Origin of the sequence: Brevibacterium sp. JSBI002 (assembly GCF_026013965.1) — a bacterium.
In the GTDB taxonomy this organism is placed as follows: Bacteria; Actinomycetota; Actinomycetes; order Actinomycetales; family Brevibacteriaceae; genus Brevibacterium.
The window spans coordinates 1,243,261-1,265,750 of sequence record NZ_CP110341.1; the positions used below are offsets into that span (position 1 = coordinate 1,243,261).

The window sequence follows — 22,490 nt, forward strand, 5'->3', positions numbered from 1 at the left end:
GCTGCGATTCAAGACGGAACGAGCATCGATACCCAACAGCCCCGCAGCCGACGGCAGAGTCAGCGGGGCACGGAAGGCAGCGCCACCCATGAGCCAGACCAGCACCCGCACGGTCTCCGCCGATCAGGCGGCTGAGCCGCCTCCTGCGACAGACGACCCCAGCCATATCGGCCCCCGCCGCCTCGACCGGCCCGTGGCCGGGGCGAGCGTGGGGATCCTCGCGAGCTTCGTCGCCCTCGCTCTCATCGTCCCTGATCGGATGTCGGGCTGGGTGGGGGCCGGGTTCGCCGCCTGTGCCGAGATCTTCGGGATGTACTGGCAGATCCTGCTGCTGGCCACATTCCTCATCGCGCTCGTCCTCGTCTTCACTCCCTGGGCGAAGGCCAGATTGGGAAACCAGGCGCGACCGGACTTCAACCGCTTCTCCTGGATCGCGATGATCATGATGACCCTGCTCGCGGCAGGTGGAGTGTTCTGGGCGGCCGCCGAACCGATGTACCATTACACCTCGAGACCACCGTATTTCTCCGATGGCGACGGCGGTGTCGACGCAGTGGCTGCAGCATTGGCCACAAGCTTCATCGACTGGGGCTTCCTCGCCTGGGCGATTCTCGGCTCGCTGGGTGCCATCGTCATGATGCGCGCTGCCGAGAAGGGCATGCCGCTTCGCCCCCGCAGCCTGCTGTATCCGATTATGGGCAGGCGTGCGGCCACCGGACCGATCGCTGCGATCGTCGACGTCGTGTGCGTGATCTCAGTCGCGGCAGGCACCATCGGCCCGGTCGGCTTCCTCGGCCTCCAGGTCTCCTACGGTCTCAATTCGCTGTTCGGGATCCCCGACGTCTATCCCGTCCAGCTCCTCGTCATCGCGACGCTCACCGCGGTCGCCGGAGTCAGTGTCTTCTCCGGAGTCAACCGCGGCATCCGATTCCTCAGCTCCGCGAACGTGTGGTTGGCGCTCGGCCTCATGGCCGCGGTGCTCGTGCTCGGATCGGCGTGGTTCGTCGTCAAGAGCTTCTTCGACGGATTCGCCCTCTACGTTACCGACTTCTTCAGCATGACCCTCTACCGCGGGGACACCGAGTGGCTGTCCGGGTGGACCGTCTTCTTCTTCGGCTGGTTCCTCGGCTATGCGCCGCTGATGGCGATCTTCGTCGCCCGGATCTCCAAGGGCCGTACGGTCCGCGATCTGCTCATCAGCACGACGGTGCTGCCTCCCGTGGCCACGACCTTCTGGTTCACAGTGCTCGGCGGCACAGGCATCTTCCTTGAGCAGAAGTCGGACGGGGCGATCTCGGGGCCGCTCATGGAGGGCGGACTGCCCGCGGCGGTCATGGCGATCAGCGGTCACCTGCCGCTGTCGCTGGTCATCAGCCTCGGCTTCCTCGTCCTGACGATGACCTTCGTCGCCACGACCACGGATTCGATGTCGTTTGCGATGTCCCAGTCGTGCATGACCTCCGGGGAACCCTCTCCGAGGCTGCGCGCCACCTGGGCTCTGCTCATCGGCATCACAGCGGCCGTGCTCATCAGCCTCGGCGACGGGGGAGTGGAGGCTCTGCAGTCGGCGATCGTCATCACCGCTGTGCCGGTGGGCTTCGTGATGCTGCCGGCGCTGGTCGCCGCTCCTGTCTACGTCCGGCAGATGGCGCGCGAACAGAAGGTGTGAGAACGGTCGGATCGGCGGCTGCGGGCCGTCAGCCCTGCGTGTGCTCACCGTGTTCGTCGATCCACGTCCAACCGGGCGGCATCGGTGCCCAGGCGGCGACCTCGCGGCCTGCCTTCGAGCTGTCGGCGAGGACGATGACGGCGCCTGACCGCTCGGCGATGAGCTCCTTCGTCCGGGCCTCGTCGAGGCTCGGTTCGCCGAGCCCCTGAGCGGTGTCGACGGCATCAGCGCCGAGGAACGCGATGTCGACATGGATGCGGGCCAGCGCATGGTCCGACAGCGCCCCGGTCGTTCCGTGGGACAGGGTCGAGACCTCACCGCCGATCATGATGACAGTGGGTCCGGCAGGATGGGCAAGGGTCAGCGCGATCTCGAGGCCGCGGGTGACCACGGTAAGCTCGCTGCGGTCCCTGATCCTCTCGGCCAGACGCACAGCCGTCGATCCGGCATCGAGGAAGACGGTGCGCACTCGGGCATCGTCGAGGTGTGCGAGGGCGCGGGCGGCGATGGCGTCCTTCGCTTCGGCCTGCTGTTCCATGCGCTCGCCCAGCGGCGGTTCGACGTACCCTGCGGCAGCGGCTCCGCCGATGGTGCGGATGATCTCACCGTCTGCGGCCATATCGCGCAGGTCGCGGCGGATCGTCGATTCCGAGGTCTCGAGGGCCCCGGCCAGGCGGGGGATGCTCCACGATCCGGTCTTGAGCAGGCCGAGAATGGCTTCGCGGCGCCGCTGGGTCCCTGATCGGATCGCCATCTGTATTCCTCTCCTCGGTCACGGAGCTGACCGCAGCTGAGTCGCCGCGGTCGGTCATATGACTCAGCCTACTTCGGCAGGTACTCCGCGCGGATGCCGTCGACGAACGGCGCGTAGCCGATGGCCGCCCGGTAGGCCGAGCGCATGGTGCCCGCATCGGCGATGCCCTGACCGGCGATGTCGAAGGCAGTGCCGTGATCGACGGAGGTGCGCAGGATGGGCAGGCCGACGGTGACCGAGATGGTGCCATCGAAGTCGAAGGTCTTCGACGCGATGTGTCCCTGGTCGTGGTACTGCGAGAGGATGCCGTCGAAGCGGCCGGTCAGCCCCTGATGGAAGACGGAATCGGCCGGGATCGGTCCGGCGACTTCGAAGGCGCCACTGGCATTGACCTTCTCGACGGCCGGACGGAGGATCTCGATCTCCTCGTCGCCGAAGGCGCCGTTCTCACCACCGTGCGGGTTGAGCGCGGCGACGGCCAGCCTCGGCGAGGAGACGCCGTAGAGCTGCAGGGCACGATGGGCGCGTTCGATCGAGTCGATTTGGGTCTCGACGGTGAGGGCGTCGATGGCCTTGCGCAGGGACATGTGGCGGGTGGCGAAGAAGATCTGGAGTTTGTGGTCGGGGACCTTCGTGTTCTCCACGACGAACATCGTGTCCTGCTTCGTCACTCCGGTCAGCTCACCGAGCATCTCGGTGTGCCCGAGGTGCTGCGATCCGGACTTCCACACGGCTTCCTTGTTGATGGGGCCGGTGACGATGCCGGCGACCTGCTGAGCCATGGCCGCCTCGGTGGCGATCTCGATCGCGGCCACCGAAGCCCTGCCGGCGCGCGGGTCGACGACGCCCCACTCGGGAAGGTCATCCCCGAGAACCCCGATATCGAAGACGTCGATGACGCCTTCACCGGCCGACGGGGTCGACCAGTCGGAGATGGCGCGCAGCTCGACATCGAGTCCGAGGACGTCGACGGCACGTCTCATCACGGCCAGATCCGCGACGGCGATTCCGTGCTGATCGTCTCTGCCCGCGAACTCCGCGAGCACGGTAGCGGTGATCTCCGGTCCGATTCCGACGGGATCGCCCACTGTCACGGCGAGTGCTGGTGCTGTCATTGCTGTCTCCTCGAATGGTTCGGATTTTGTCGGTCGATGGGGGTGCAAGGTTTGTCGTGCACGATTCAGTCTCGTCTGACGCGGGCGGTGGTCGACAGGAATTCGAGACATTCGACGGCAGTGCCGGCGTTGCCGATGAGACCGCCCTTGGTGACGATCGGCAGTCCGTCGGCGCGCCCGCCGACGAGGCGGCCGCCGACGGCCAGGGGCACGATCTCCTTGTCGATCTCCATCCCCATCGCGCCGAGCTCGCGCATCACCGTGGCGGTGACGTCTCCGCCGGTCGTGTAGAGGCCGGAGATCGGGATGGTGGAGATGACCGTTGAGGCGATCAATGCCAATCGCCGTGTCGTCTGCTCGGATTCGGCATCGGTGAGTTCGCGCAGATCGCTGGACTCGAGGACGGTGGCGATGACGATCGCGCGCGCCGAGGCGGCCCGATCGATGAGGCCCAGTGTGGCCTCGACATCGGGCAGGCCCGCGTCGTCCACGGGTGCACGGAGGACCGTGACCGTGGGGTCCTCGGCTACGGCCGCGAGCTGAGAGCGGGTGACCTCGGTGGCCGAGCCCGAGATGCCGAGCAGGATGCCGTCGGCACGAGCAGGCAGCCGTGACCGGGCCAGGGCGAGGCTGCCGGGTCCGGGATCGATGGTCACCCAGTCCAACCGCTCACCGTCGGCCAGACCTGCGCGGTTGCGGATCTCTGAGGTGGCCGCCTCGGCGAGGTCGTGGCTGATCTCAGCGATGACGGAACCGACGAGCTCGATATGCTCGGTGGTCAGGGCATCGGCGATGAGCACATCGGCCCCTTCTCCGATGGCGTCGAGCACGGCGGTGGCCACGGCCTCACGGCCGGCCAGGACGGTGGCGATAGCGATGAGGTGGCTGTCGAGATCCGTGCCGGCGGCGAGGATCTCCTCGATGACGGAGGTGCGGATGGGGGAGCGGACGTCGTAGGCGAGCTCGGTGTGTTCGAGCAGTCGACCGCCCAGCAGCTGCCGCCCCTGCACGGTGGTTCTGCCGGCGGCAGGGAAGGCCGGAACGCACAGTCCCAGGACGCGGTACTGCTGACCGTCGTGCGCGGTCAGTGCACGCCTGCGCGCCGAGATGGCGGCGGCCGCAGCTGGCCCGACGTTGCCGCGCAGAGTGGTGTCGATGCGGCAGGCCACGAGGTCGACGGCACCGGCGGACTCGATGAGTTCTGAGTAGACCATGCCGGCCTGCTGCGGCGGCAGGTGGCGGGAGTCGGTGTTGACGACGACCGCATCGAAGTCATCGAGCAGACCTCCGAGGTCGACGCTGCCGGCCGGGCTGGTGTCGGTGACGGTGATCGTTCGCAGTCCCGCCTCGGCGAACAGGGCCCCGCAGGCGTTGCCGCCGGTGAGGTCGTCGGCGACGATGAGGATGCGCGGGCTCGCCTGCGCCGAGGGGGAAGCTGCCGTCGTGCCGGGATCCGACAGGTGGAAGGTGCTCATACGATCAAGTCGAGCACGAACAGCAGCGGAAGGGAACAGATCCACACGGCAGTGGTGATTCCCGACCAGCCCTTGATGGCGTTGATGCCGTCCAGACCGGCGAATCGGGTGACGACCCAGAAGTAGGAGTCGTTGAAGTAGGAGAAGACCATCGAACCGGCGGTGCAGGCCATCACGGCCACGAGCGGATCGAGTCCCAGCGGGGCGATGAGCGGAGCCGTCACCGAGGCGGCGGTGATCATCGCGACCGTACCCGATCCCTGAGCCAGACGCACGAGCGAGGCGATGAGGAACGGGACGAGGAGCGCGGGCAGGCTGATCGAGGCGATCGCCTCGGCGAGGGCGTCACCGACACCCGATTCGCGCAGCACCAGCCCGAAGCTTCCCCCGGCGCCGGTGATGAGGAGGATGAGTCCGGCCGAGGCGGCACCGTCGGCCAGCCAGCTCTGCACCTGGTTGCGTGGGGTCACGCGGGGCAGCAGCGTGTAGACGGCGAGGACGAGGCCGATGATCAGAGCGACGACGGGGTTGCCGAGGAAGGCCAGAGGTGCGACCCAGGTGGAGGGCTCGTAGGCGTCTCCGGCGAGTTCGCCCTGAGCGTTCTTGTCGATCGCGGTGCTCACGGTGTTGGCGACGATGAGCAGGAGCGGGACGATGAGCGGAAGGAAGCCGAGGAAGGCGCCCGGCTTCTTGCCGGTGCCCGGGGCGGAGCCGGTGGAGCTGTCGCCGGAGTGCTCATGGTCGCCCGTGAGGGTGGATACCCTGGATGATCCTTCGTTGGTGCCCTCCGCCGAGGCGGCCGAGACCTCGGAGTAGACGTCGTGCCTGACCTTGCTGTTGAGCACGGGTTCGAGCTTCGGCCCGATCCAGCGCGCGTAGACGACGACCACGGGCAGGAGGATCACGGTGAAGACGATGCCGGCGAGGATGACCGATCCGATGTCGGCACCGAGGATGCCGGTGGCAGCCAAAGGACCCGGCGTCGGCGGCACCATGTGATGAGTCAGGGTCATACCGCAGCCCAGAGCCAGCGCGAGGGTGACGTAGCCGCCCTTCTTCACGCGGGCGATCGAACGAGCCAGCGGATTCATGATCACGTAGCCGGAGTCGCAGAAGACGGGGATGGACACGAGCGAGCCGACGGTTCCCATCGCCCACGGCTCGCGGCCCTTGCCGAAGGCGCGGAGGAAGGCGCGGGCGAGGGAGTCGGCGGCTCCGGAGACTTCGAGGATCTTGCCGATGCCGACGCCGAGGCCGATGACGATGCCGATGCTGGCCAGGGTGTCGCCGAAGCCGGTGGTGATCGAGTCGATGATCGAGAGCAGATCCTGACCGGCGACGATGCCGGTGACGACGGCCGCCAGAAGCAGGGCGATGAAGGCGTCGAGTCGGGTCGCGAGCACGATGACGACGATCGTCGCGATGCCGGCGGCCAACGCCAGTATGAGTTGCAGGTCCATGGGATCCTCCGCGGTGAGGCCGGCTCGCAGGCGAGCCAGGGTGTGTGGTTCTCATTGACTTCGATCTGATGGGTGTGATGCCCGTGGGGCAGTCGACGTTCAGATCGAAGTTGAACAGTATGAGCAAGTATGTCTCATAACTGCGCATTCATGCAATGTTTGCGGAGGTGCGTTCCTCCCGCGGGGAGGGTGCGTGAATGCGGGGCCAAGCGTGTGAGTGCGGAGGCGCGTGCGTGAATGCAGAAATTCGAGGGAGCGGAATGTTGATTTCAGCGCACTGAATCTACAATCTGCTCCCTCGAATCTGCGTAGAGCTCGTTTAGAGGGTGTCGAGGAGGTTTCTGGTGGCTCAGGCGCGCGGGTCGACGATGATCTTCACGTGGTGCTCGTTGTTGTTGATGAGCTCGTCGAAGCCGCTGGGAATGAGTTCGTCGAGTCCGATCTTTGCCGTAATGAAAGACGCGAGGTCGATTCTGCCGCTTTCGGCCAACGCGATGGTCGCAGGATGATCTCCCGAGTAGCCGATGGTCCCTCGCAGGTCGATCTCCTTGAGGACGAGCTTGGGCATGTCGACTTCCGGCTTGTGCCCCCAGATGGAGACGTTGACGATGACTCCGCCGGGACGGACGGCGTCGATAAGCATGTCAAGCACTACGGGGACGGAGGAGCATTCGAATCCTACGTCGGCTCCTTGCCCATTAGTGCGCTCGCGAACGGCTTCTGCGACATCGGATTCTCGCGGATCGAGAACTTCATCGGCAACTCCTGTCGACAGTGCCATTTCCTTCCGCGCCTCAGATAGTTCGGAAATGTAGACGGTCAGTCCCTTGGCTTTGAGGACGGCGGCAGTGAGGAGGCCGATCGGGCCCGCGCCGCCGACGACGGCGATCTGGCCGGATCCAGCATCAGATCGCACAACTGCGTGGTGAGCGACTGACAGCGGTTCGATCAGTGCAGCTTGGTCGAGTGGAATGTCGCCGATGGGGTGCACCCAGCGACGCTGGACGACGATCTTCTCCGATAGCCCGCCACCGCGGCCGCCGAGGCCGATGAAGTTCATATCCTTTGACAGCTGATAGCTCTGGCCGGGGCTGGTGTCGACGTCGTCGGCAATGATGTAGGGCTCGACGACGACGTTCTGGCCGACCTCCAGATCGCTGACTCCGTCACCGAGCTCTGTGATTGTGCCGGAGAACTCATGTCCCATGGTCACCGGCGCGGATTCGCCGGAGATCGGGTGGGGGTGGCCGCCGGCGGGACGAAGATCGGCCCTTCGAGGTATTCGTGAAGATCAGGTCCGCAGATCCCGCACCATGCCACGTCGATGGCGACTGTGCCCGGTTGCAGTTCGGGCTCTGGAATATCGTCGATCCGGATGTCTTTGCGTGCGTGGAATCGTGCTGCTCTCATGCTGAGTCCTTTCGTGAGGCCTGTACGAGCCGTTCGGCGTTCTTCGACGCTAGAGCGCTTGCGACATGAGAGCCAGGGTTGCATGGGATTGCACGTGAGGGGACTCACCGTTGATTAATACCCCTAGGGGGTATATGTTCGAGGTATGAACAAGCAGCAGAATCATCAGCACATGCGGCCCGATGAACCGGGGCATTCCGGGTATGTTGAGGCCATGGACCATACCGATCACGCTCACCACGCCCACGACGGTCACGGCGGGCATTCCGGTCAGGAGGGACATTCCGGACATTCGGGCCACGGCGGTCATGCAGGGCATGCGGGCCACGGTGACCACGTCGCGCAGTTCCGCCGCCTGTTCTGGATCATGCTCGTCATCGCCGTGCCCGTCGTCGCGTTCAGCCCGATGTTCGGCCACCTCGTCGGCTATGAGGTTCCCGAAACCGGCATCCTCGGTGCACTCCGATGGCTCGCGCCGATCCTCGGCACCGTCATGTATGTCTGGGGCGGCAAACCCTTCCTGACCGGCGGCCTCGACGAGATCAAGGGGCGCAGCCCCGGCATGATGCTGCTCATCGCACTGGCGATCACGGTCGCCTTCATCTCCTCCTGGGGCTCGTCGTTGGGACTGCTCGACCCGCAGCTCGACTTCTGGTGGGAGCTGGCCCTCTTGGTCGTGATCATGCTCGCCGGTCACTGGATGGAGATGCGCTCACTGGCGCAGACCACCTCGGCGCTGGACAGCCTCGCAGCACTGTTGCCCGATGAGGCGGAGAAGATCGTCGATGGGGAGACGGTGAGCGTCGCTCCGGGCGAGCTTGTCGTCGGTGACATCGTTCTCGTCCGTCCCGGTTCCTCGGTTCCCGCGGACGGTCGGATCATCGACGGTTCGGCCCATATGGACGAATCCATGGTCACCGGAGAGTCCGCCACGGTCCGGCGGGGCGAAGGCGATGCCGTTGTGGCTGGCACCGTCGCTACGGATTCCGGACTCCGGGTTGAGATCACCGCGATCGGTGATGACACAACATTGGCGGGAATCCAGAAGCTGGTCTCCGATGCTCAGAACTCTTCGTCGCGTGCGCAGCGCATCGCCGACAAGGCATCGGCGTGGCTGTTCTGGTTCGCTCTCGGCGCCGCCGTGATCACCGCGGTCGTCTGGTCGCTCATCGGTATGCCGGACTCGGCGGTCGTGCGCACGATCACTGTGCTCGTCATCGCCTGTCCTCACGCCCTGGGCCTGGCCATTCCTCTGGTCGTGTCCATCGCCACCGAGCGTGCGGCCCGTGCCGGTGTCCTCGTCAAGGACCGGCTCGCACTCGAGACGATGCGCACGGTCGATTCCGTGCTCTTCGACAAGACCGGCACCCTGACGAAAGGTGAGCCGACGGTCACCGGCATCGAGGCCGTACCGACCGACGGGACCGCGCGGACCGAGGATGAGTTGCTCGGTCTGGCCGCCGCAGTCGAAACCGACAGTGAACACCCGTTGGCCACCGCCATCGTCAAGGCAGCCGCTGAGCGAGGGATCGACGTGCCGAGTGCATCCGACTTCTCCTCGTCTCCTGCGGTCGGCGTCAGAGCCGTCATCGCGGGCGAGACGGTCGAGGTCGGTGGACCCAGGCTCCTCGAGGCGCACGATGCCTCCGAGGCGGAGGCTGCGGAGGCTTGGCGCGCCGAAGGTGCCATCATTCTCCATGTGCTCGTCGACGGAGCCGTTGTCGGTGCCCTGCGGCTGGCCGATGAGATCCGGCCGGAATCGCGCGAAGCCGTCGACGCGCTCCATGCTATCGGTGCGCAGGTCGTGATGATCACCGGAGACGCCGAGGCGGTCGCGCAGTCCGTTGCCTCCGAGCTCGGCATCGACCGTGTCTTTGCCGGCGTCCATCCCGCTGACAAGGCGACGAAGGTCTCCGAACTGCAGGGGGAGGGGCGTCGCGTGGTGATGGTCGGCGACGGGGTCAACGATGCGCCCGCTCTGGCGCAGGCCGATGTCGGCATCGCCATCGGCGCGGGAACCGACGTGGCCATCGCTTCTGCCGGAGTCATTCTCGCCTCCGACGATCCGCGTTCAGTGCTCTCGATCGTCGAGCTCTCTCGCGCTACTTACCGGAAGATGAAACAGAACCTGTGGTGGGCGGCCGGATACAACCTGCTGTCAGTGCCGTTGGCGGCAGGAATCCTCGCTCCCATCGGGTTCGTTCTGCCGATGAGCGTGGGCGCGATCCTGATGTCGATCTCGACGATCGTCGTCGCCCTCAACGCTCAGCTGCTGCGCCGACTCGACCTGCATCCGCAGGCGGCTGTCGAGCGAGTGCATTCCAAGAGCTGATCTCGGCGGAGACGACAGAGGCGGGTGATGCCGTTGAGCATCACCCGCCTCAGCGCGTTCTGACCGGCCGAGCTCTTCGCCCCGGCGGAGTGTCAGCGCGCCAGCGTCTCGTCGATGGAGCTGGTTCCGGTGGCCAGAGTGACCTGCGTGCCCCACGGGTCGACGACTCGCACCGAACGTCCGTCATCGGCGAAATCGAGGCTGTGCGCACGCAGACGCGCGACCAGGGCATCGAGATCCTCGCGCCCGGGAACGGTGATCGCCACATCCCCGAGACCGAGGCTGGCCGCCCGGGGGCCGGCACCGCGGCTGTTCCAGGTGTTCATGGCCACGTGGTGGTGGTATCCGCCGGCCGCAGCGAAGAGGACTCCGGGCATCGACGACAGTGACGGTTCGAAGCCGAGCGCGTCGACGTAGAACTCACGGGCCTGCGGGATGTTGCCGACCTGCAGGTGGACGTGGCCGACGATGCCGGGCTCGGCAGCAGTGTTCGCGAGGACGTCCTGGTTGAGGTGGCGCTCGAGGAAGCGGTTCGGATCGAGGTAGAGCGTATCCATCTGGACCTCACCGTCGAGTGAGTGAGTCCATTCCGAGCGGGCTCGGTCGATGTAGAGCTCGATGCCGTTGCCTTCGGGGTCGGTGAAGTAGAAGGCCTGGCTGACCAGGTGATCGCTGGAGCCGACGAAGGTGCTGTTGGTGTTCTGCGCGGCGTGGGCGACCGTGGCTGCCAGGGCTTCCTTGGTGTCGAACAGGAACGCGGTATGGAAGAGCCCGGCCTGCTTGGGGTCGACGCCGGGCAGGCCCGGCGTAGCCACGAGTTTGACCAGGGGAGTGGTGCCACGACCGAGCACGCGGTGAACCTCGCCGTCACGGGTGGTCTCCTCGAGGGGCTCCATGGCGAGGGCGTTCGAGTAGTAGTTCGACATCTTCTCGAGATCGCCGACGCGCAGAGTCACGGCGTCCATTCCGGTGGCGGCACTGAGTCGCTTCTCATCGACGGCGGGAGTCTGCAGGTCGGTCGAGGTCGGTGCCTGGATGGGGGTGGTGGTCATGCTGTTCTCCTGAACGGATCGGCTGTTGGTATCAGTGTAGATCAATCTAGTTGAAGTTTAAACCAGACAGGAGATGGATCTATTCCCGTTCCGCTCGAAGGTGATCCGAATCCCACCGGAGCACCACGCTCTATGCAATCGAGGCGATGCGGTACCAGCGCACGCCCGCCGATAGGCTGGTGCCATGAGGTTCGATTCGAAGTCCGCCCCTGCTCTCGCCGGGCTCCTGACCGCCGTACTCATCGCCCTCAGCGGCTGCGGCTCCGATTCCGGCTCATCGTCGGAACCCGAAACGACGCCGACGGCGACTCTGGATGTCGTGGAGCAGGGCTTCGATTCCCTCAACGAGCTCTCAGATTATGTGGCGCAGTCCTTGGACGGCGTCGAGGTGAGTCTCGAATCCGAGACGAACCCCGACTTCAACCAGGAGACCGAACCCGAACGCCTTCATGTCCACTTCGCCTCGACCGAGGACAGAGTCAAAGACTTGGAAGCCACGGCGTATATCGTCCAGGCGACGTCACGGGCGGGCTTCGACTATGACATCCTCGTGGTCACCGGAGTCGTGTCGGCAGGGGAGTGGGCGTACCTCTACGACCGGTCGACTGTCGAAGAGCTCACCGCCGATGGCCAGATCGATGTTGCCGACATCTGGGACTCAGCCGAACAGAGCTTCGACACCGTTCACCGCTGAGTCTCTGCCGCCCTACTTCTCGACGGCGACGCCGTCGGCATCGGCGAAGACCATCGCTCCCGGGCGGATCGTCGCGCCGCCGATCTCCACAGTCACGTCGATCTCACCGGCACCGTCCTTCGCGCTCTTGCGAGGGTTGCTGGCCAGAGCCTTAATGCCGAACCCCATCTCGGCCAGCGCCTCACGGTCGCGGATAGCACCGTTGATGACGACACCGTTCCAGCCGTTTCGAACTCCTGCCTCGGCGATCATGTCACCCATGAGGGCGGTGGCGATCGATCCGTCACCGTCGATGACGAGCACGGCGCCGTCGCCGGGCTGGTTGAGGGTCTGCTTGACCAGTCCGTTGTCCTGGAAGCAGCGGATGGTGCGGGCCGGTCCGGAGAATGACGTTTTGGCTCCGAAGTCGCCGAAGTTCAGGGCAATCGAATAGAGCTCGTCGCCGCGTTCGTCCCACAGGTCTGCTGTCGAAACTGTCATCTGTGTGCCTTCCGTTGGTGGTGGGAGCTGAGTGGTGCTCAGGCAAACGCCTGGGTACGGGCGTAGAGTCCGGGGACTCCGCCGGAGTGGATGAAGACGACCGCGTCCTCGGAGGAGAAACGGCGAGATCTGATGAGGTCGATGAGGCCGGCCGCTGCCTTGCCGGTGTAGACCGGGTCGAGGACGATGCCCTCGGTGCGGGCGAAGAGACGCACAGCCTCGACCATCTCGGGGGTCGGCAGAGCATATCCCGTCCCGACATAATCACCGAGTCCCACTGTGGCTGCGCGAGGGGCCGGGGGCAGGTCGAGGAAGTGCGCCGTGGAGTCGACGAGGTCGACGATCTTCGGTTCCTGCTCCGCCTGTGTCCGGCTGACGTTGATGCCGATGACCGGTACATCGCTTCCCGCGCTGTGGAGGCCGACGACGAGTCCGGCCTGCATTCCGGCCGAACCGCTGGGCGTGACGATCGTGGGCGAATCCAGCCCCGCCTCGGCGAATTGGTCGAGCATCTCAACGGCACAGTCGACATAGCCGAGCGCACCGATCGGATTCGACCCGCCCACAGGGATGACGTAAGGCTTCTTGCCCTCGACGCGCAGCTTCTCAGCCAGAACCTGAGCCTCGCCGAGGAGGTCGGCCCCGTGGCCGAGCACCGTGACCGAATCCGCGCCGAGAAGATCGAAGAGCAGGAAGTTTCCCGTGTACTCCGGCGGGTTCGACCCTGCCGGGCCGAGCGAGGTGCCGTCGGGTCCGAGATCCTCTTCGACGATCAGGTGACAGTCGAGGCCCTCGGTGCGGGCAGCCGACAAGGTCAGCCGACAGTGGTTGGACTGCACCCCGCCGACGGTGATGAGCGTGTCCGCGCCCTGTTCCAGGGCGTCGGCGATGAGGAACTCGAGTTTACGCGTTTTATTCCCGCCCTGAGTCAGTCCCAGCTGGTCATCGCGTTTGATCCAGATCTGCGGTCCACCGAGCTCGACGGACAGGCTCCGCAGATGTAGGAGAGGCGTCGGCCCCGCGGTGTAGCGACGGCGTGGGACTTCATTCAGGGCGACCATGGTTCCCGAGTCTACCGAGCTGGTCAGCCCTGCTGACAAGACGCCGACCAGAATCTGGTCGACGGGATGTCAACGGGTCGTTCTCAGCCGACGAACTCGACCTCACGAACGGCATCGCGGCCCTTGTCCGCGGCGGTCGCGTTTCTCACTGTCAGATTCATGACCTCATGTGTGTCCAGGTTCGTGTATGACACCCAGGTGCATCCCTTGCCGGAGTCGGCTGACGTGCGATGCCAACGTTTGGCGTGACCGTCGTTGTGCTCGGCGAGGGCAGCGACGACGTTCTTCGTGGCGAGCTGATCCACGACCACGGCATCACCGATGCCGTAGGCGGTGATCAGTCTGTCCGCGTACTTGACAGCACCCTTCGGGTGTCCCGAACTCTGGGGTGCCTGAGCGGCAATGGATGCGGGCGCGGAATCGGCGGAGGCAGCTGCCGGACCGACTGCGAGACCCAGGGAAGCGAGGCCGGCTAATGCGGCGACGCCCCACTTAGCGGCGTAAGTGCTGATGAAGGCGGGCATGGTGACTTCTCCTCTTGCAGATCAGGAACATTGCTGGAATCGAGTATCGTCAGCCCAGGTGAGAGCCTCTTGCCCGAAACTGAACAGAAGCTGAGATGTTGAGTCGCAAATGCGGAAGTTCTATTGCGTTCCTATGACATCTCCGAGACATTCGGCCAGAAGGAGCCTTGTCCGAATCTACGAGCTCGGGAGTGTGACGGATTCACTGGGCTTATGGAACCGAATCGTGATCATCCTCGTCGGCCTTTTCCATCCAGTCCTTACCGTCGAGGATGCGAGCGACCATCATCGAACTCGCCTGATCGCCGACGGAGTTGACGGTGGTGGCCGGGGGATCGATGACGGTTCCGATGATCTGGATGATCGGCAGTGCCGCGGCCGGGAAGCCGTAGAGGGTGATGATCATGAGCTCGCCGATGAAGCCGCCTGAGGGGATTCCTGCCATGACCATTCCGGCCAGCAGCGCCACGGCGATGGCGATGAGGATGTTCTCCAGGGTGAAGAAGTCGCGCTGGAACACGGCAAAGAGGAAGGCGATCTTGAGGATCGCGGACAGGCTCGATCCTTCCATGTGGATCGTGGCACCGATCGGCACGATCGTCTCCCGGATGTCACGGGGGACTCCGATCTTCTCTCCGGCACGCAGGTTCGCCGGGATCGCCGCCACCGAGGAGGATGTGCCCAAAGAGATCGCCGTGGGCTCGAGGATATTGCCCCAGAACCGAGAGACGCCTCGGCGGCCACCGGCCAGGAAGGAGTAGAACGTGAACGCGAGGATGAAGTAGGCGATCGCCACCGGATAGTAGACGAGGAAAGCGCGAACATAGTCCCCGACGAGCTGGGAGCCGAGGTCACCGATGAGAGCGGCGAAGTAGGCACCGAGGCCGATCGGGGCGTAGTACATCACGATCGAGGTGAACTTGAGGAACACCTCGGTGCCGGAATTGAGGAACTGGGCGAACGGCTTGCCCGCCTCGCCGATCCTGCTGGTGGCGAAGCCGACGATGACGGCGAAGACGATGAGCGCGAGCATGTGCTCGGCGGACAGGATCTTCGAGAAGTCGTCGACTACGACGGTCTGGACGAGCTGGTCGCCGATGGACCCGACGTCCTCGACGTTCTCTGGCTCCTGCATCTCCACCTGGACGCCGTCCGTGGCGTTGAAGATGCGCAGCGCGGCGACCATGACGATGGAGGCGATGATGCCGGTGACGGCGAAGACTCCCAGCATGCTGCCCATGATCTTGCCCAGTCGCGCGGCCGAGGACATTCCCGCCACCGCGGAGGCGATGGAGAAGAACACGAGCGGCACGACGAGAGTGAACATCATGTTGATGAACAGCGTGCCGAACGGTTTGATGACGGTGGCGCGTTCCCCGAAGACGAGGCCGATGATCGCGCCGATGACCACCCCTGTGAGGATGAAGAGCGGGAAGCGGTAGTTGCGGAGGATCCGGAGGAATCCCGACGGCTGTGTCTTCGTGTCGGAGGACTGCGCAGGCGAGGCAGTGGGGGAGGACATCGGCTCTGCCTTTCAGATCAGCATCATTGTTCCGCCGACTGGTCGGCGTGGCATCAGGGCTCTGGCGATCCTACCTGGGGCACAGCAGAACCCGGCACGCGACTATCCGTGTACCGGGCTGCGGTCATGATCCTTCGCCCCATTCCCACGCAGATTGTAAAGAGAATTTTAGCTCTCGCGGGGGCCGAAACCCAGGGATGAGGAGCGTTTGGCGGACCCCGCAACTGATCAATAGCCAAACCTTTTCACTGTGAGAGGGCGAATCGCTTTACTTAACGAACGTTTAGCTCTAGTTTGGTCTCGTGACTGAACAGAGCAAAGGCAACGGCGTCTTGACGACTGCGACAGAATCCATCCTCTCCGCCAGGGACATCGAGTTCCAACTCTATGACTGGCTCAAGGTCGACGAACTCTGCGACCGACCTCGCTTCTCCGACCATTCGCGTGAGGTCTTCGACTCCGTGCTCGAAGCCAGCGAGGAGCTTGCCAAGGAGCGGTTCGCGACCCATGCACGCAAGTCCGACCTCAACGAGCCGACGTTCGACGGCACTGCGGTGACGCTGATTCCTGAGATCAAGTCTGCGCTCGACCAGTTCGCCGGCATCGGCCTGCTGTCGGCGACGATGGATGAGAGCGTCGGCGGCATTCAGCTGCCGCATTCGGTCGCAAAGGCCTGCTTCGCCTGGTTCCAGGCGGCCAATATCGGTACCGCGAGCTATCCGATGCTGACCATGGGCAACGCCAATCTGCTGCTCGAGTACGGCACCGAGGAACAGATCGAGAAGTACGTTGTGCCCGAGCTCGACGGCCGGTTCTTCGGCACCATGTGCCTGTCCGAACCCGAGGTCGGCTCCTCCCTGGGAGATGTCACGACGAAAGCGGTTCCGGATCCCCAGGGCGGCGACGATGCGTTCCGCGTCTACGGCACGAAGATGTGGATCTCCGGCGGCGATCACGAACTCTCGCAGAATATCGTCCATCTCGTCCTGGCCCGTGCCGAGGGTGACCAGCCAGGGGTCAAAGGTCTGAGTCTGTTCCTCGTCCCGAAGTACCTCGTCAACGACGATGGCAGCCTCGGTGAACGCAATGATGTCGTTCTGTCCGGACTCAATCACAAGATGGGGTGGCGCGGGACGACGAACACTCTGCTCAACTTCGGTGAGGGCACGCACACTCCGGCCGGTTCCGCTGGTGCTGTGGGCTACCTCGTGGGGGAGCGGGGCAAGGGTCTGGCCTGTATGTTCCACATGATGAACGAGGCTCGCATCGGTGTCGGAGCCGGTGCGGTCGGACTGGGGTACCACGGGTACCTCGATGCCCTCCGCTATGCCCGCGATCGCCGCCAGGGTCGTCCCGACGGGGCGAAGGGATCCGATGGTGAGCCGATCCCGATCGCGGAGCACTCCGATGTCCGGCGCATGCTGCTGTCGTCGAAGAGCTACGTCGAGGGCGGGCTCGGGCTCATCCTCTATGCCGCGCGTCTGCTCGACGAATCCGAAACTGCTGATTCCGAGGCCGCGCGTGACCGTGCGGCACTGCTGCTCGATGTGCTCACCCCGATCGTCAAGACCTGGCCGAGCGTGTGGTGCCTGAAAGCGAACGACCACGCCATCCAGGTGCTCGGCGGAGCGGGATACACCCGCGATCACGATGTCGAACAGCTCTACCGCGACAATCGGCTCAATCCGATCCACGAGGGCACGCACGGCATTCAGGCCAAGGATCTCCTCGGCCGCAAGGTCATCATGAAGGGCGGGGCCGGCCTGCAGGTGCTGCTGGGAAAGATGCGGGAGACCCTCGCCGAGGCGGCCGACCGTTCTGATTGGACCGCCGAGACCGCTGCCCTGGCGTCAGCCGTCGATCGCATCGAATCCGTCACCACCGCAGTGTGGGCGAGCGGAGATCCAACGGTGGCCCTCGACAACGCGTGGACCTATCTGGAAGCGGTCGGACACACCGTGATGGCGTGGCTGTGGTTGCAGCAGGGGATGGCTGCCGAAGCGACCGCCGGTGAACGTGGCGATTCGGCGTTCCTCAAGGGAAAGATCGCCGCGGCGCGGTATTTCCTCGTTCACGAACTGCCGCAGACCGGGCCGTGGTTCGATCTTGTCGAAAGCAAGGCGACGACGTTCGCCGACCTCGATGACTCCTGGCTGTGAGTGCCGTCAGGTTCTGGGGTCAGGTATTCGCCGATCGGCGATGATGAGCAGTCGCAGGAAGACTCCGCCGATCAGCAGACCCCCGATGAGGTCGGTGGCCCAATGCCAGCCGAGGGCGAAGGACACGACCACGGAGTTCACGCTGACCGCTGCGACGCCCCAGCACAATAGGCGCACGGTTCTGGTAGTGACGTTGATGTAGGTCGCGATGAGGTAGGCGACCGCTCCGTAGATAAGTACGGCTTCGGCCGCGTGCCCTGACGGGTAGCTGATTCCGCGGCCGCCGATCTCGATGAGACCGCCTTGGAAGAACCGCGGGTCATGCAGTGTGGTCGCCGGTCGGGCGAGGAGGACCTTGAGCGAGCCGATGCCGAGGTAGAAGGCTGCTTCGACGGCGATGCCGAAGACGATCGGTCGCCAAGACCGACGTTTGCGCGACAGCACGATCGCGGTGATCGCCAAGACGGGAAGACAGACCGCCTGGCCTGCAATGGGGTCGAGGATGTGCTGAACGAACCAGACGAGATCGGGTTCGAAGAGAAAGAGCCACCGTCGATTGAGCTTGTAGTCCCAGACTCGCAGCGGACCGGCTGCGGCGAATGTGACGACGATGAAAGCGGCGCCCAAGACCCAGATTGAGGTTGCCCAGGACAGCAACCCCTGTGCTCGTTCTGTCCACTGACTGCGATCTGAGGGGTTGCTGATCAGCTTCTCGGATTCGACATAGGGTTCAGCAACCATCAGAGTCGATTTTAGACGGAGTCGACAATCACTTCTGCTGTGGGGGATAAAGAAACGGTGAATTCTCGCGAGGATTCTCTGAAAGTCGCGCCGATCGATCTATCGGAATCAGTGCCCGCGGGCGCGAACGACCATCGTGGCGATGCGCACGCGATTGTTCGTGTCCAGTTTGACGTTGATCCGGTTGAGGTGAGTCTTGACCGTAGCCAGACTCATGAACGTCTCCTCGGCGATCTCCTGATTGGACAGACCATCGGACACGAGCCCGGCGATCTGCCGCTCGCGGTCTGTGAGTCCGGACAGCAGTTCAACGGCCTCCCTCTGCAGTCGATGGTCTGAGTTCGATCTGACCTTGGAGATGACCTGCCGCATCGACTGCGGGGAGAGAATGGGCTCACCGGCGTGAACCCTGCGGATCGCGGCGGCGAGTTCCACAGGGCCGATGTTCTTGAGCAGGTATCCGGCGGCTCCGGCCTCGAGTGCCTTGAAGAGGTGATCGTCGCTGCTCATGCTCGTCAGAGACACCACCTTCGGCGGTCGTACACTGTTGAGCAGACGCTGAGTGGCTTCGATCCCGCCGATTCCCGGCATCTGGATATCCATGAGCACGACATCGGGAAAATGCAGAGACGCCTTCTCAACGGACTCTTCCCCGCTCAACGCCGAGGCGACGACGTCGACGCCGTCGGCGGCCTGGAGGATCCCCCTGATCCCGGTGATGACCATGGGATCGTCATCGACGACCATGACTCGGATCGGGGCGGCTTGGTTCATGAACGTCACAATACCCGAGGCCCATGACACGGATCGGCGCGGCGCGGAAGTCCCTGCTCCGCATCGCCTCAGGTCCGGGGTGAGAGGGACCGAAAGCACACCTGCACACGGAACTCATTGCCGAACACCCCGATCGACGCTTCGCCGCCGAACATCTCGGTGCGCTCGCGGATGCCGACCAGACCGGATCCCGATCCGGTCGATCCCAACTGAGCGTCCTGCGGACCCCGGCGGTGACCGGCCGGTCCCGGTCCGTGATCGGGCGCGCCGGCACCGGCTTCTCGTCCCGGTCCCGGCGCATATCGTGGGCGCGGCGGAACACCGACTGGGCCTGGAGGGCTGGGCAGCTGATTGCTCACCGAGATCTGGATACCGCGGGCCGCCGAGACTGCGATGTCCACCGTCACCGGCAGATTCGGCGCATGTTTCATCGCGTTCGTCAGCGCCTCCTGAACAATGCGATAGGCCGCACGGTCGAGCGCAGGCGGGCACGAGTCCACGTCCTGGATGACGATGAGCGGACGGATGACCGTGCCGGTGGACGCCACGGAGGAGATGAGCTCGGGAATCGCAGCCATCGTCGCGCGGCTCGGAGGGGAAGAATTCTCCTGCCCCGGCTGCGGACCAGCCAGATCGCCGTTCCTCACACCACCCACCAGATGACGCAGATCCTCCAGTGACGCGCGGGCTTCCTCCCGCAGGGCTGACGCCGTCGAAGCGACCTCGGGGTCGGTCTGTGCTCCGACCTCAAGGGCGCCGGTGTGCAGCGAGATCACCGACAGGCGGTGGGAGAGCGTGTCGGAAATTCGCGTGCCAAGAGCTCTCGTTCGGACTGTCGGGCGATCTCGGCCGAGAGCGACTCATTCCGCTGAGCCTCGCGCTCGGCGATCGACTCGACCGCTCTCATCCTCCGCGTCCGCCGCAGCAACGCCCCGACCCCTAACGCCGTACACAATCCGATGACGCCGGCTGCGATCGTGATGATCCTGATCGCCAAATGCGAATCCTCCGGCGGGATGGTCGCCTCGAGGCCCGTGACCTGTGCCGGGTCGGGCAGGAAGAAGATGCTGAACGGATTGTGCTCGGGCGACGCCAGACACATCCTCACCGTGGAGAACGCAACCAGTCCGGTGGCCGCCGCCGAGGCGATGATCGCCTGCCGCCGGGGTGCTCGGATGACGAGGTGGAAGACCGCGATGAGGAGCAACAGGGCATCGCCCCACCCCGCCGTGAGCAGTCCGCCGGCCACGAACGGCACCCACGGCCACCTGTGACGGAGGAAGACGAGTCCCCACACGAGGAACAGCAGCAGGACGGCTACGAGCCCGGTGTCGTTGAGTTCCCCATCGGAGAAAGCCCAGGCGTTCGCGGTCACCGCCATCGACGAGGTGAAGAACCCGAAGAGGTAGGCAATGACGCCGACGAGGATGCTGCCGGCGATGCGCACACCGCGCGGGATCCTGCGGCGAGGGGCGGATTGTTCTGACACAAGAGAATCGTAACCGCGAGGACTGACACACGTAGTCCACCTTCCGGCTGGACGAGGTCAACCGATCGGCTGGTCAGGTCCAGCCCGATTGCGGACGTGCCGGCGCGCGGATGCGACGAGGCTGGAGCAGTCAGCCAGATCCAGCTTCGAAGGAGCGTCATGTCCCACCCGCGGAACCCCCAGAACACCCCGCAACAGCCGCAGTCTCCACAGCCCCAATGGTCCCCGCAGCACCAGCCCCCTCACAACACCCAGCACCAGCCCCCTTACAACGCCCAGCAGCCCCAGAACTTCGACTCCCAACAGTGGGCACCCGCGCAGAACCCGCCGGCCTACGGAGCCGGGGGATACCCGCAGCAACCCTATGGTCAGAAACCGCCGAAGCAGAAGAAGCCGCTGCTCAAGCGCTGGTGGTTCTGGCTACTCGCCGTCATCGTCATCATTGCCATCGCCAGCGCGATCGGAGGTGGGGGAGATGACACGAGCACCTCGGAGGGCGGCTCGGCCGATGCTCAGCAGTCGGGGGAGTCCGCGAAGAAGGAAGCCGGCGACAAGCCTGCCGACAAACCTGCCGAAGAAGCAACGTATGGAATCGGAGACACGGTGGCCTCTGATGACTGGGAGATCACCGTCGCAAAGGTCGAAGACGGAGTCTCACAGGTCGGCGACGAATTCCTCAACGCCCAAGCTCAGGGACAGTTCGTCCAGATCCGACTGTCGGTGAAGAACACCGGATCGGAGCCGAACTTCTTCTTCGAAGACGACATCAAACTCGGTGATGATTCCGGCAATACCTACTCTGCCGACTCAGAGGCCGGAATCTACGCGGCCGAGGACAACATCCTCTTCCTCGAAGAGATCAATCCCGGAAACACAGCCGAAGGCATCCTCGTCTTCGACGTGCCCGAAGACGTCGACCCGAACAAGCTGACCTTCGCCGGCGGACTGTTCTCCGACCCGGTGGAGATCTCCCTGAAGTGACCTTACCGGTCCAGCTGTTCCGCCCGGGCGATGATCGACCGGGCGGCACGGACCGTCTGCCCGAGGAACCCACGACCGAACAGACGGATATGCGCGAGCAGAGCGAAGAAGCTGTGAACCGGCAGGTCATCCCGCCAACCGTCCGGCATCGGATGTTCCTGTTCGTAACCGGAATAGATCTCGTCGAGATACGAGGTCCCGAAGAGACCGAGCAGGGCCAGATCCTCCAAACGGTGACCGCCGTGCGCGGCCGGATCGATGAGAGTGACCCCGTCCGGCGTCCACATGAGATTTCCCGCCCACAGATCTCCGTGAACGCGTGCCGGGGCCTCCTCGTCCTCGCCGCAGATCCCGGCGAAAACTCCGGACGCGATCGCATCGATCGCCGAGGCGACCGTAGCCCGATCCTCACCCGTGAGATCCCCGGCAACCGTCGAGATCAGAGGACGCAGGCGCTGCTCGACCCAATAGTCAGTGAAGTCGCCGACGGACTCGGCGGGCACCTCGAAGGGATTGTCGAGGGGCCCGAAGAACGACTGCGGAGCCGGTGACCAACCGAAACCGGGAGCACCCGCATCGTGAAGCCGGGCCAGGTCGCGACCGAAGGCGGCGGCCGCCTCGGCGGAGGGACCCACCTCGTCGAGACGGCGCAGCTGCAGAAAATCCGCGCCATGTTCGATGACGTCGACGACAGGGACCACACCCGGTTCGGCCAACCATCTCAGCCCCGCGGCCTCGGCGGCGAAGAAGCCGTCCGGGGCGGACTTCCGCAGTTTGAGGAAATCAGTCATGGCCCCA

At 64.6% G+C, this 22,490-nt stretch carries 19 protein-coding genes and 1 pseudogene; 5 read left to right on the plus strand and 15 right to left on the minus strand.

Annotation, left to right across the window (positions count from 1 at the left end; genetic code table 11):
• Positions 1 to 88 precede the first annotated feature (88 nt).
• Positions 89 to 1,669 carry a BCCT family transporter gene (locus tag LJ362_RS05595; protein WP_264801141.1) on the plus strand — a complete coding sequence of 527 codons (1,581 nt, stop codon included), beginning with the start codon at positions 89 to 91 and terminating at the stop codon, positions 1,667 to 1,669.
• A gap of 28 nt (positions 1,670 to 1,697) precedes the next feature.
• Here LJ362_RS05595 and LJ362_RS05600 read toward each other — a convergent pair whose 3' ends face one another.
• From LJ362_RS05600 to LJ362_RS05620, 5 genes and pseudogenes are all read right to left on the minus strand, one after another.
• Positions 1,698 to 2,423, minus strand: coding sequence for a DeoR/GlpR family DNA-binding transcription regulator (locus LJ362_RS05600; RefSeq protein WP_264801143.1), 726 nt, complete (start codon positions 2,421 to 2,423; stop codon positions 1,698 to 1,700).
• Between the two features lie 68 nt (positions 2,424 to 2,491).
• Entirely contained in the window at positions 2,492 to 3,538 is a 1,047-nt protein-coding gene (gene pdxA / locus LJ362_RS05605; RefSeq protein WP_264801145.1) for a 4-hydroxythreonine-4-phosphate dehydrogenase PdxA, read from the minus strand.
• Positions 3,539 to 3,603: 65 nt separating this feature from the next.
• Complete coding sequence (locus LJ362_RS05610) at positions 3,604 to 5,013, minus strand: four-carbon acid sugar kinase family protein (protein WP_264801147.1); 1,410 nt, start codon at positions 5,011 to 5,013, stop codon at positions 3,604 to 3,606.
• Positions 5,010 to 6,473: a GntP family permease gene (locus LJ362_RS05615; RefSeq protein ID WP_264801148.1), complete on the minus strand. Its 1,464-nt coding sequence runs from the start codon at positions 6,471 to 6,473 to the stop codon at positions 5,010 to 5,012. The genes LJ362_RS05610 and LJ362_RS05615 overlap by 4 nt, the downstream gene beginning before the upstream one ends.
• 349 nt (positions 6,474 to 6,822) lie before the next feature.
• A pseudogene (locus LJ362_RS05620) lies at positions 6,823 to 7,883 on the minus strand (2,3-butanediol dehydrogenase).
• A gap of 172 nt (positions 7,884 to 8,055) precedes the next feature.
• Here LJ362_RS05620 and LJ362_RS05625 point away from each other — a divergent pair.
• Positions 8,056 to 10,215: a heavy metal translocating P-type ATPase gene (locus LJ362_RS05625; RefSeq protein ID WP_413774244.1), complete on the plus strand. Its 2,160-nt coding sequence runs from the start codon at positions 8,056 to 8,058 to the stop codon at positions 10,213 to 10,215.
• Positions 10,216 to 10,307: 92 nt separating this feature from the next.
• Here LJ362_RS05625 and LJ362_RS05630 read toward each other — a convergent pair whose 3' ends face one another.
• Positions 10,308 to 11,267: a VOC family protein gene (locus LJ362_RS05630; RefSeq protein WP_264801151.1), complete on the minus strand. Its 960-nt coding sequence runs from the start codon at positions 11,265 to 11,267 to the stop codon at positions 10,308 to 10,310.
• 184 nt (positions 11,268 to 11,451) lie between these two features.
• On the opposite strand from LJ362_RS05630, the gene LJ362_RS05635 reads away from it, so the two are divergent.
• Positions 11,452 to 11,961: a hypothetical protein gene (locus tag LJ362_RS05635; protein WP_264801152.1), complete on the plus strand. Its 510-nt coding sequence runs from the start codon at positions 11,452 to 11,454 to the stop codon at positions 11,959 to 11,961.
• Between the two features lie 12 nt (positions 11,962 to 11,973).
• On the opposite strand, the gene rraA is transcribed toward LJ362_RS05635, so the two are convergent.
• The 4 genes from rraA to LJ362_RS05655 all read right to left on the minus strand — a co-directional run bounded on the left by rraA (position 11,974) and on the right by LJ362_RS05655 (position 15,548).
• Positions 11,974 to 12,441 (minus strand): ribonuclease E activity regulator RraA, encoded by a 468-nt coding sequence (gene rraA, locus LJ362_RS05640; RefSeq protein ID WP_264801153.1) that lies wholly within the window; start codon positions 12,439 to 12,441, stop codon positions 11,974 to 11,976.
• A gap of 38 nt (positions 12,442 to 12,479) precedes the next feature.
• Entirely contained in the window at positions 12,480 to 13,502 is a 1,023-nt protein-coding gene (locus tag LJ362_RS05645; RefSeq protein WP_264801154.1) for a D-cysteine desulfhydrase, read from the minus strand.
• Positions 13,503 to 13,585: 83 nt separating this feature from the next.
• Positions 13,586 to 14,026: a hypothetical protein gene (locus tag LJ362_RS05650; RefSeq protein WP_264801155.1), complete on the minus strand. Its 441-nt coding sequence runs from the start codon at positions 14,024 to 14,026 to the stop codon at positions 13,586 to 13,588.
• A 211-nt stretch (positions 14,027 to 14,237) separates the two neighbouring features.
• Positions 14,238 to 15,548 (minus strand): dicarboxylate/amino acid:cation symporter, encoded by a 1,311-nt coding sequence (locus LJ362_RS05655; protein ID WP_264801157.1) that lies wholly within the window; start codon positions 15,546 to 15,548, stop codon positions 14,238 to 14,240.
• Between the two features lie 302 nt (positions 15,549 to 15,850).
• Between LJ362_RS05655 and LJ362_RS05660 the strand changes: the two genes are divergently transcribed.
• Complete coding sequence (locus LJ362_RS05660; protein ID WP_264801159.1) at positions 15,851 to 17,707, plus strand: acyl-CoA dehydrogenase; 1,857 nt, start codon at positions 15,851 to 15,853, stop codon at positions 17,705 to 17,707.
• Between the two features lie 6 nt (positions 17,708 to 17,713).
• Here the strand turns inward: LJ362_RS05660 and LJ362_RS05665 are convergent, their stop codons facing one another.
• The 4 genes from LJ362_RS05665 to LJ362_RS05680 all read right to left on the minus strand — a co-directional run bounded on the left by LJ362_RS05665 (position 17,714) and on the right by LJ362_RS05680 (position 20,711).
• Positions 17,714 to 18,448 carry a phosphatase PAP2 family protein gene (locus LJ362_RS05665; RefSeq protein ID WP_264801160.1) on the minus strand — a complete coding sequence of 245 codons (735 nt, stop codon included), beginning with the start codon at positions 18,446 to 18,448 and terminating at the stop codon, positions 17,714 to 17,716.
• Between the two features lie 108 nt (positions 18,449 to 18,556).
• The gene (locus tag LJ362_RS05670) at positions 18,557 to 19,222 is read right to left on the minus strand and encodes a response regulator transcription factor (RefSeq protein ID WP_264801161.1); all 666 of its coding nucleotides are present in this window, start codon (positions 19,220 to 19,222) and stop codon (positions 18,557 to 18,559) included.
• 68 nt (positions 19,223 to 19,290) lie between these two features.
• Entirely contained in the window at positions 19,291 to 19,998 is a 708-nt protein-coding gene (locus tag LJ362_RS05675) for a sensor histidine kinase (RefSeq protein WP_264801162.1), read from the minus strand.
• A complete protein-coding gene (locus tag LJ362_RS05680) occupies positions 19,995 to 20,711 on the minus strand; it encodes a hypothetical protein (protein ID WP_264801163.1) in 717 nt (238 codons plus the stop codon). Before LJ362_RS05680 ends, LJ362_RS05675 begins: the two co-directional genes overlap by 4 nt.
• 159 nt (positions 20,712 to 20,870) lie before the next feature.
• Between LJ362_RS05680 and LJ362_RS05685 the strand changes: the two genes are divergently transcribed.
• Positions 20,871 to 21,692 (plus strand): DUF4352 domain-containing protein, encoded by an 822-nt coding sequence (locus tag LJ362_RS05685; RefSeq protein ID WP_264801164.1) that lies wholly within the window; start codon positions 20,871 to 20,873, stop codon positions 21,690 to 21,692.
• A gap of 2 nt (positions 21,693 to 21,694) precedes the next feature.
• On the opposite strand, the gene LJ362_RS05690 is transcribed toward LJ362_RS05685, so the two are convergent.
• Positions 21,695 to 22,483 carry a fructosamine kinase family protein gene (locus LJ362_RS05690; RefSeq protein ID WP_264801165.1) on the minus strand — a complete coding sequence of 263 codons (789 nt, stop codon included), beginning with the start codon at positions 22,481 to 22,483 and terminating at the stop codon, positions 21,695 to 21,697.
• Positions 22,484 to 22,490: the final 7 nt, after the last annotated feature.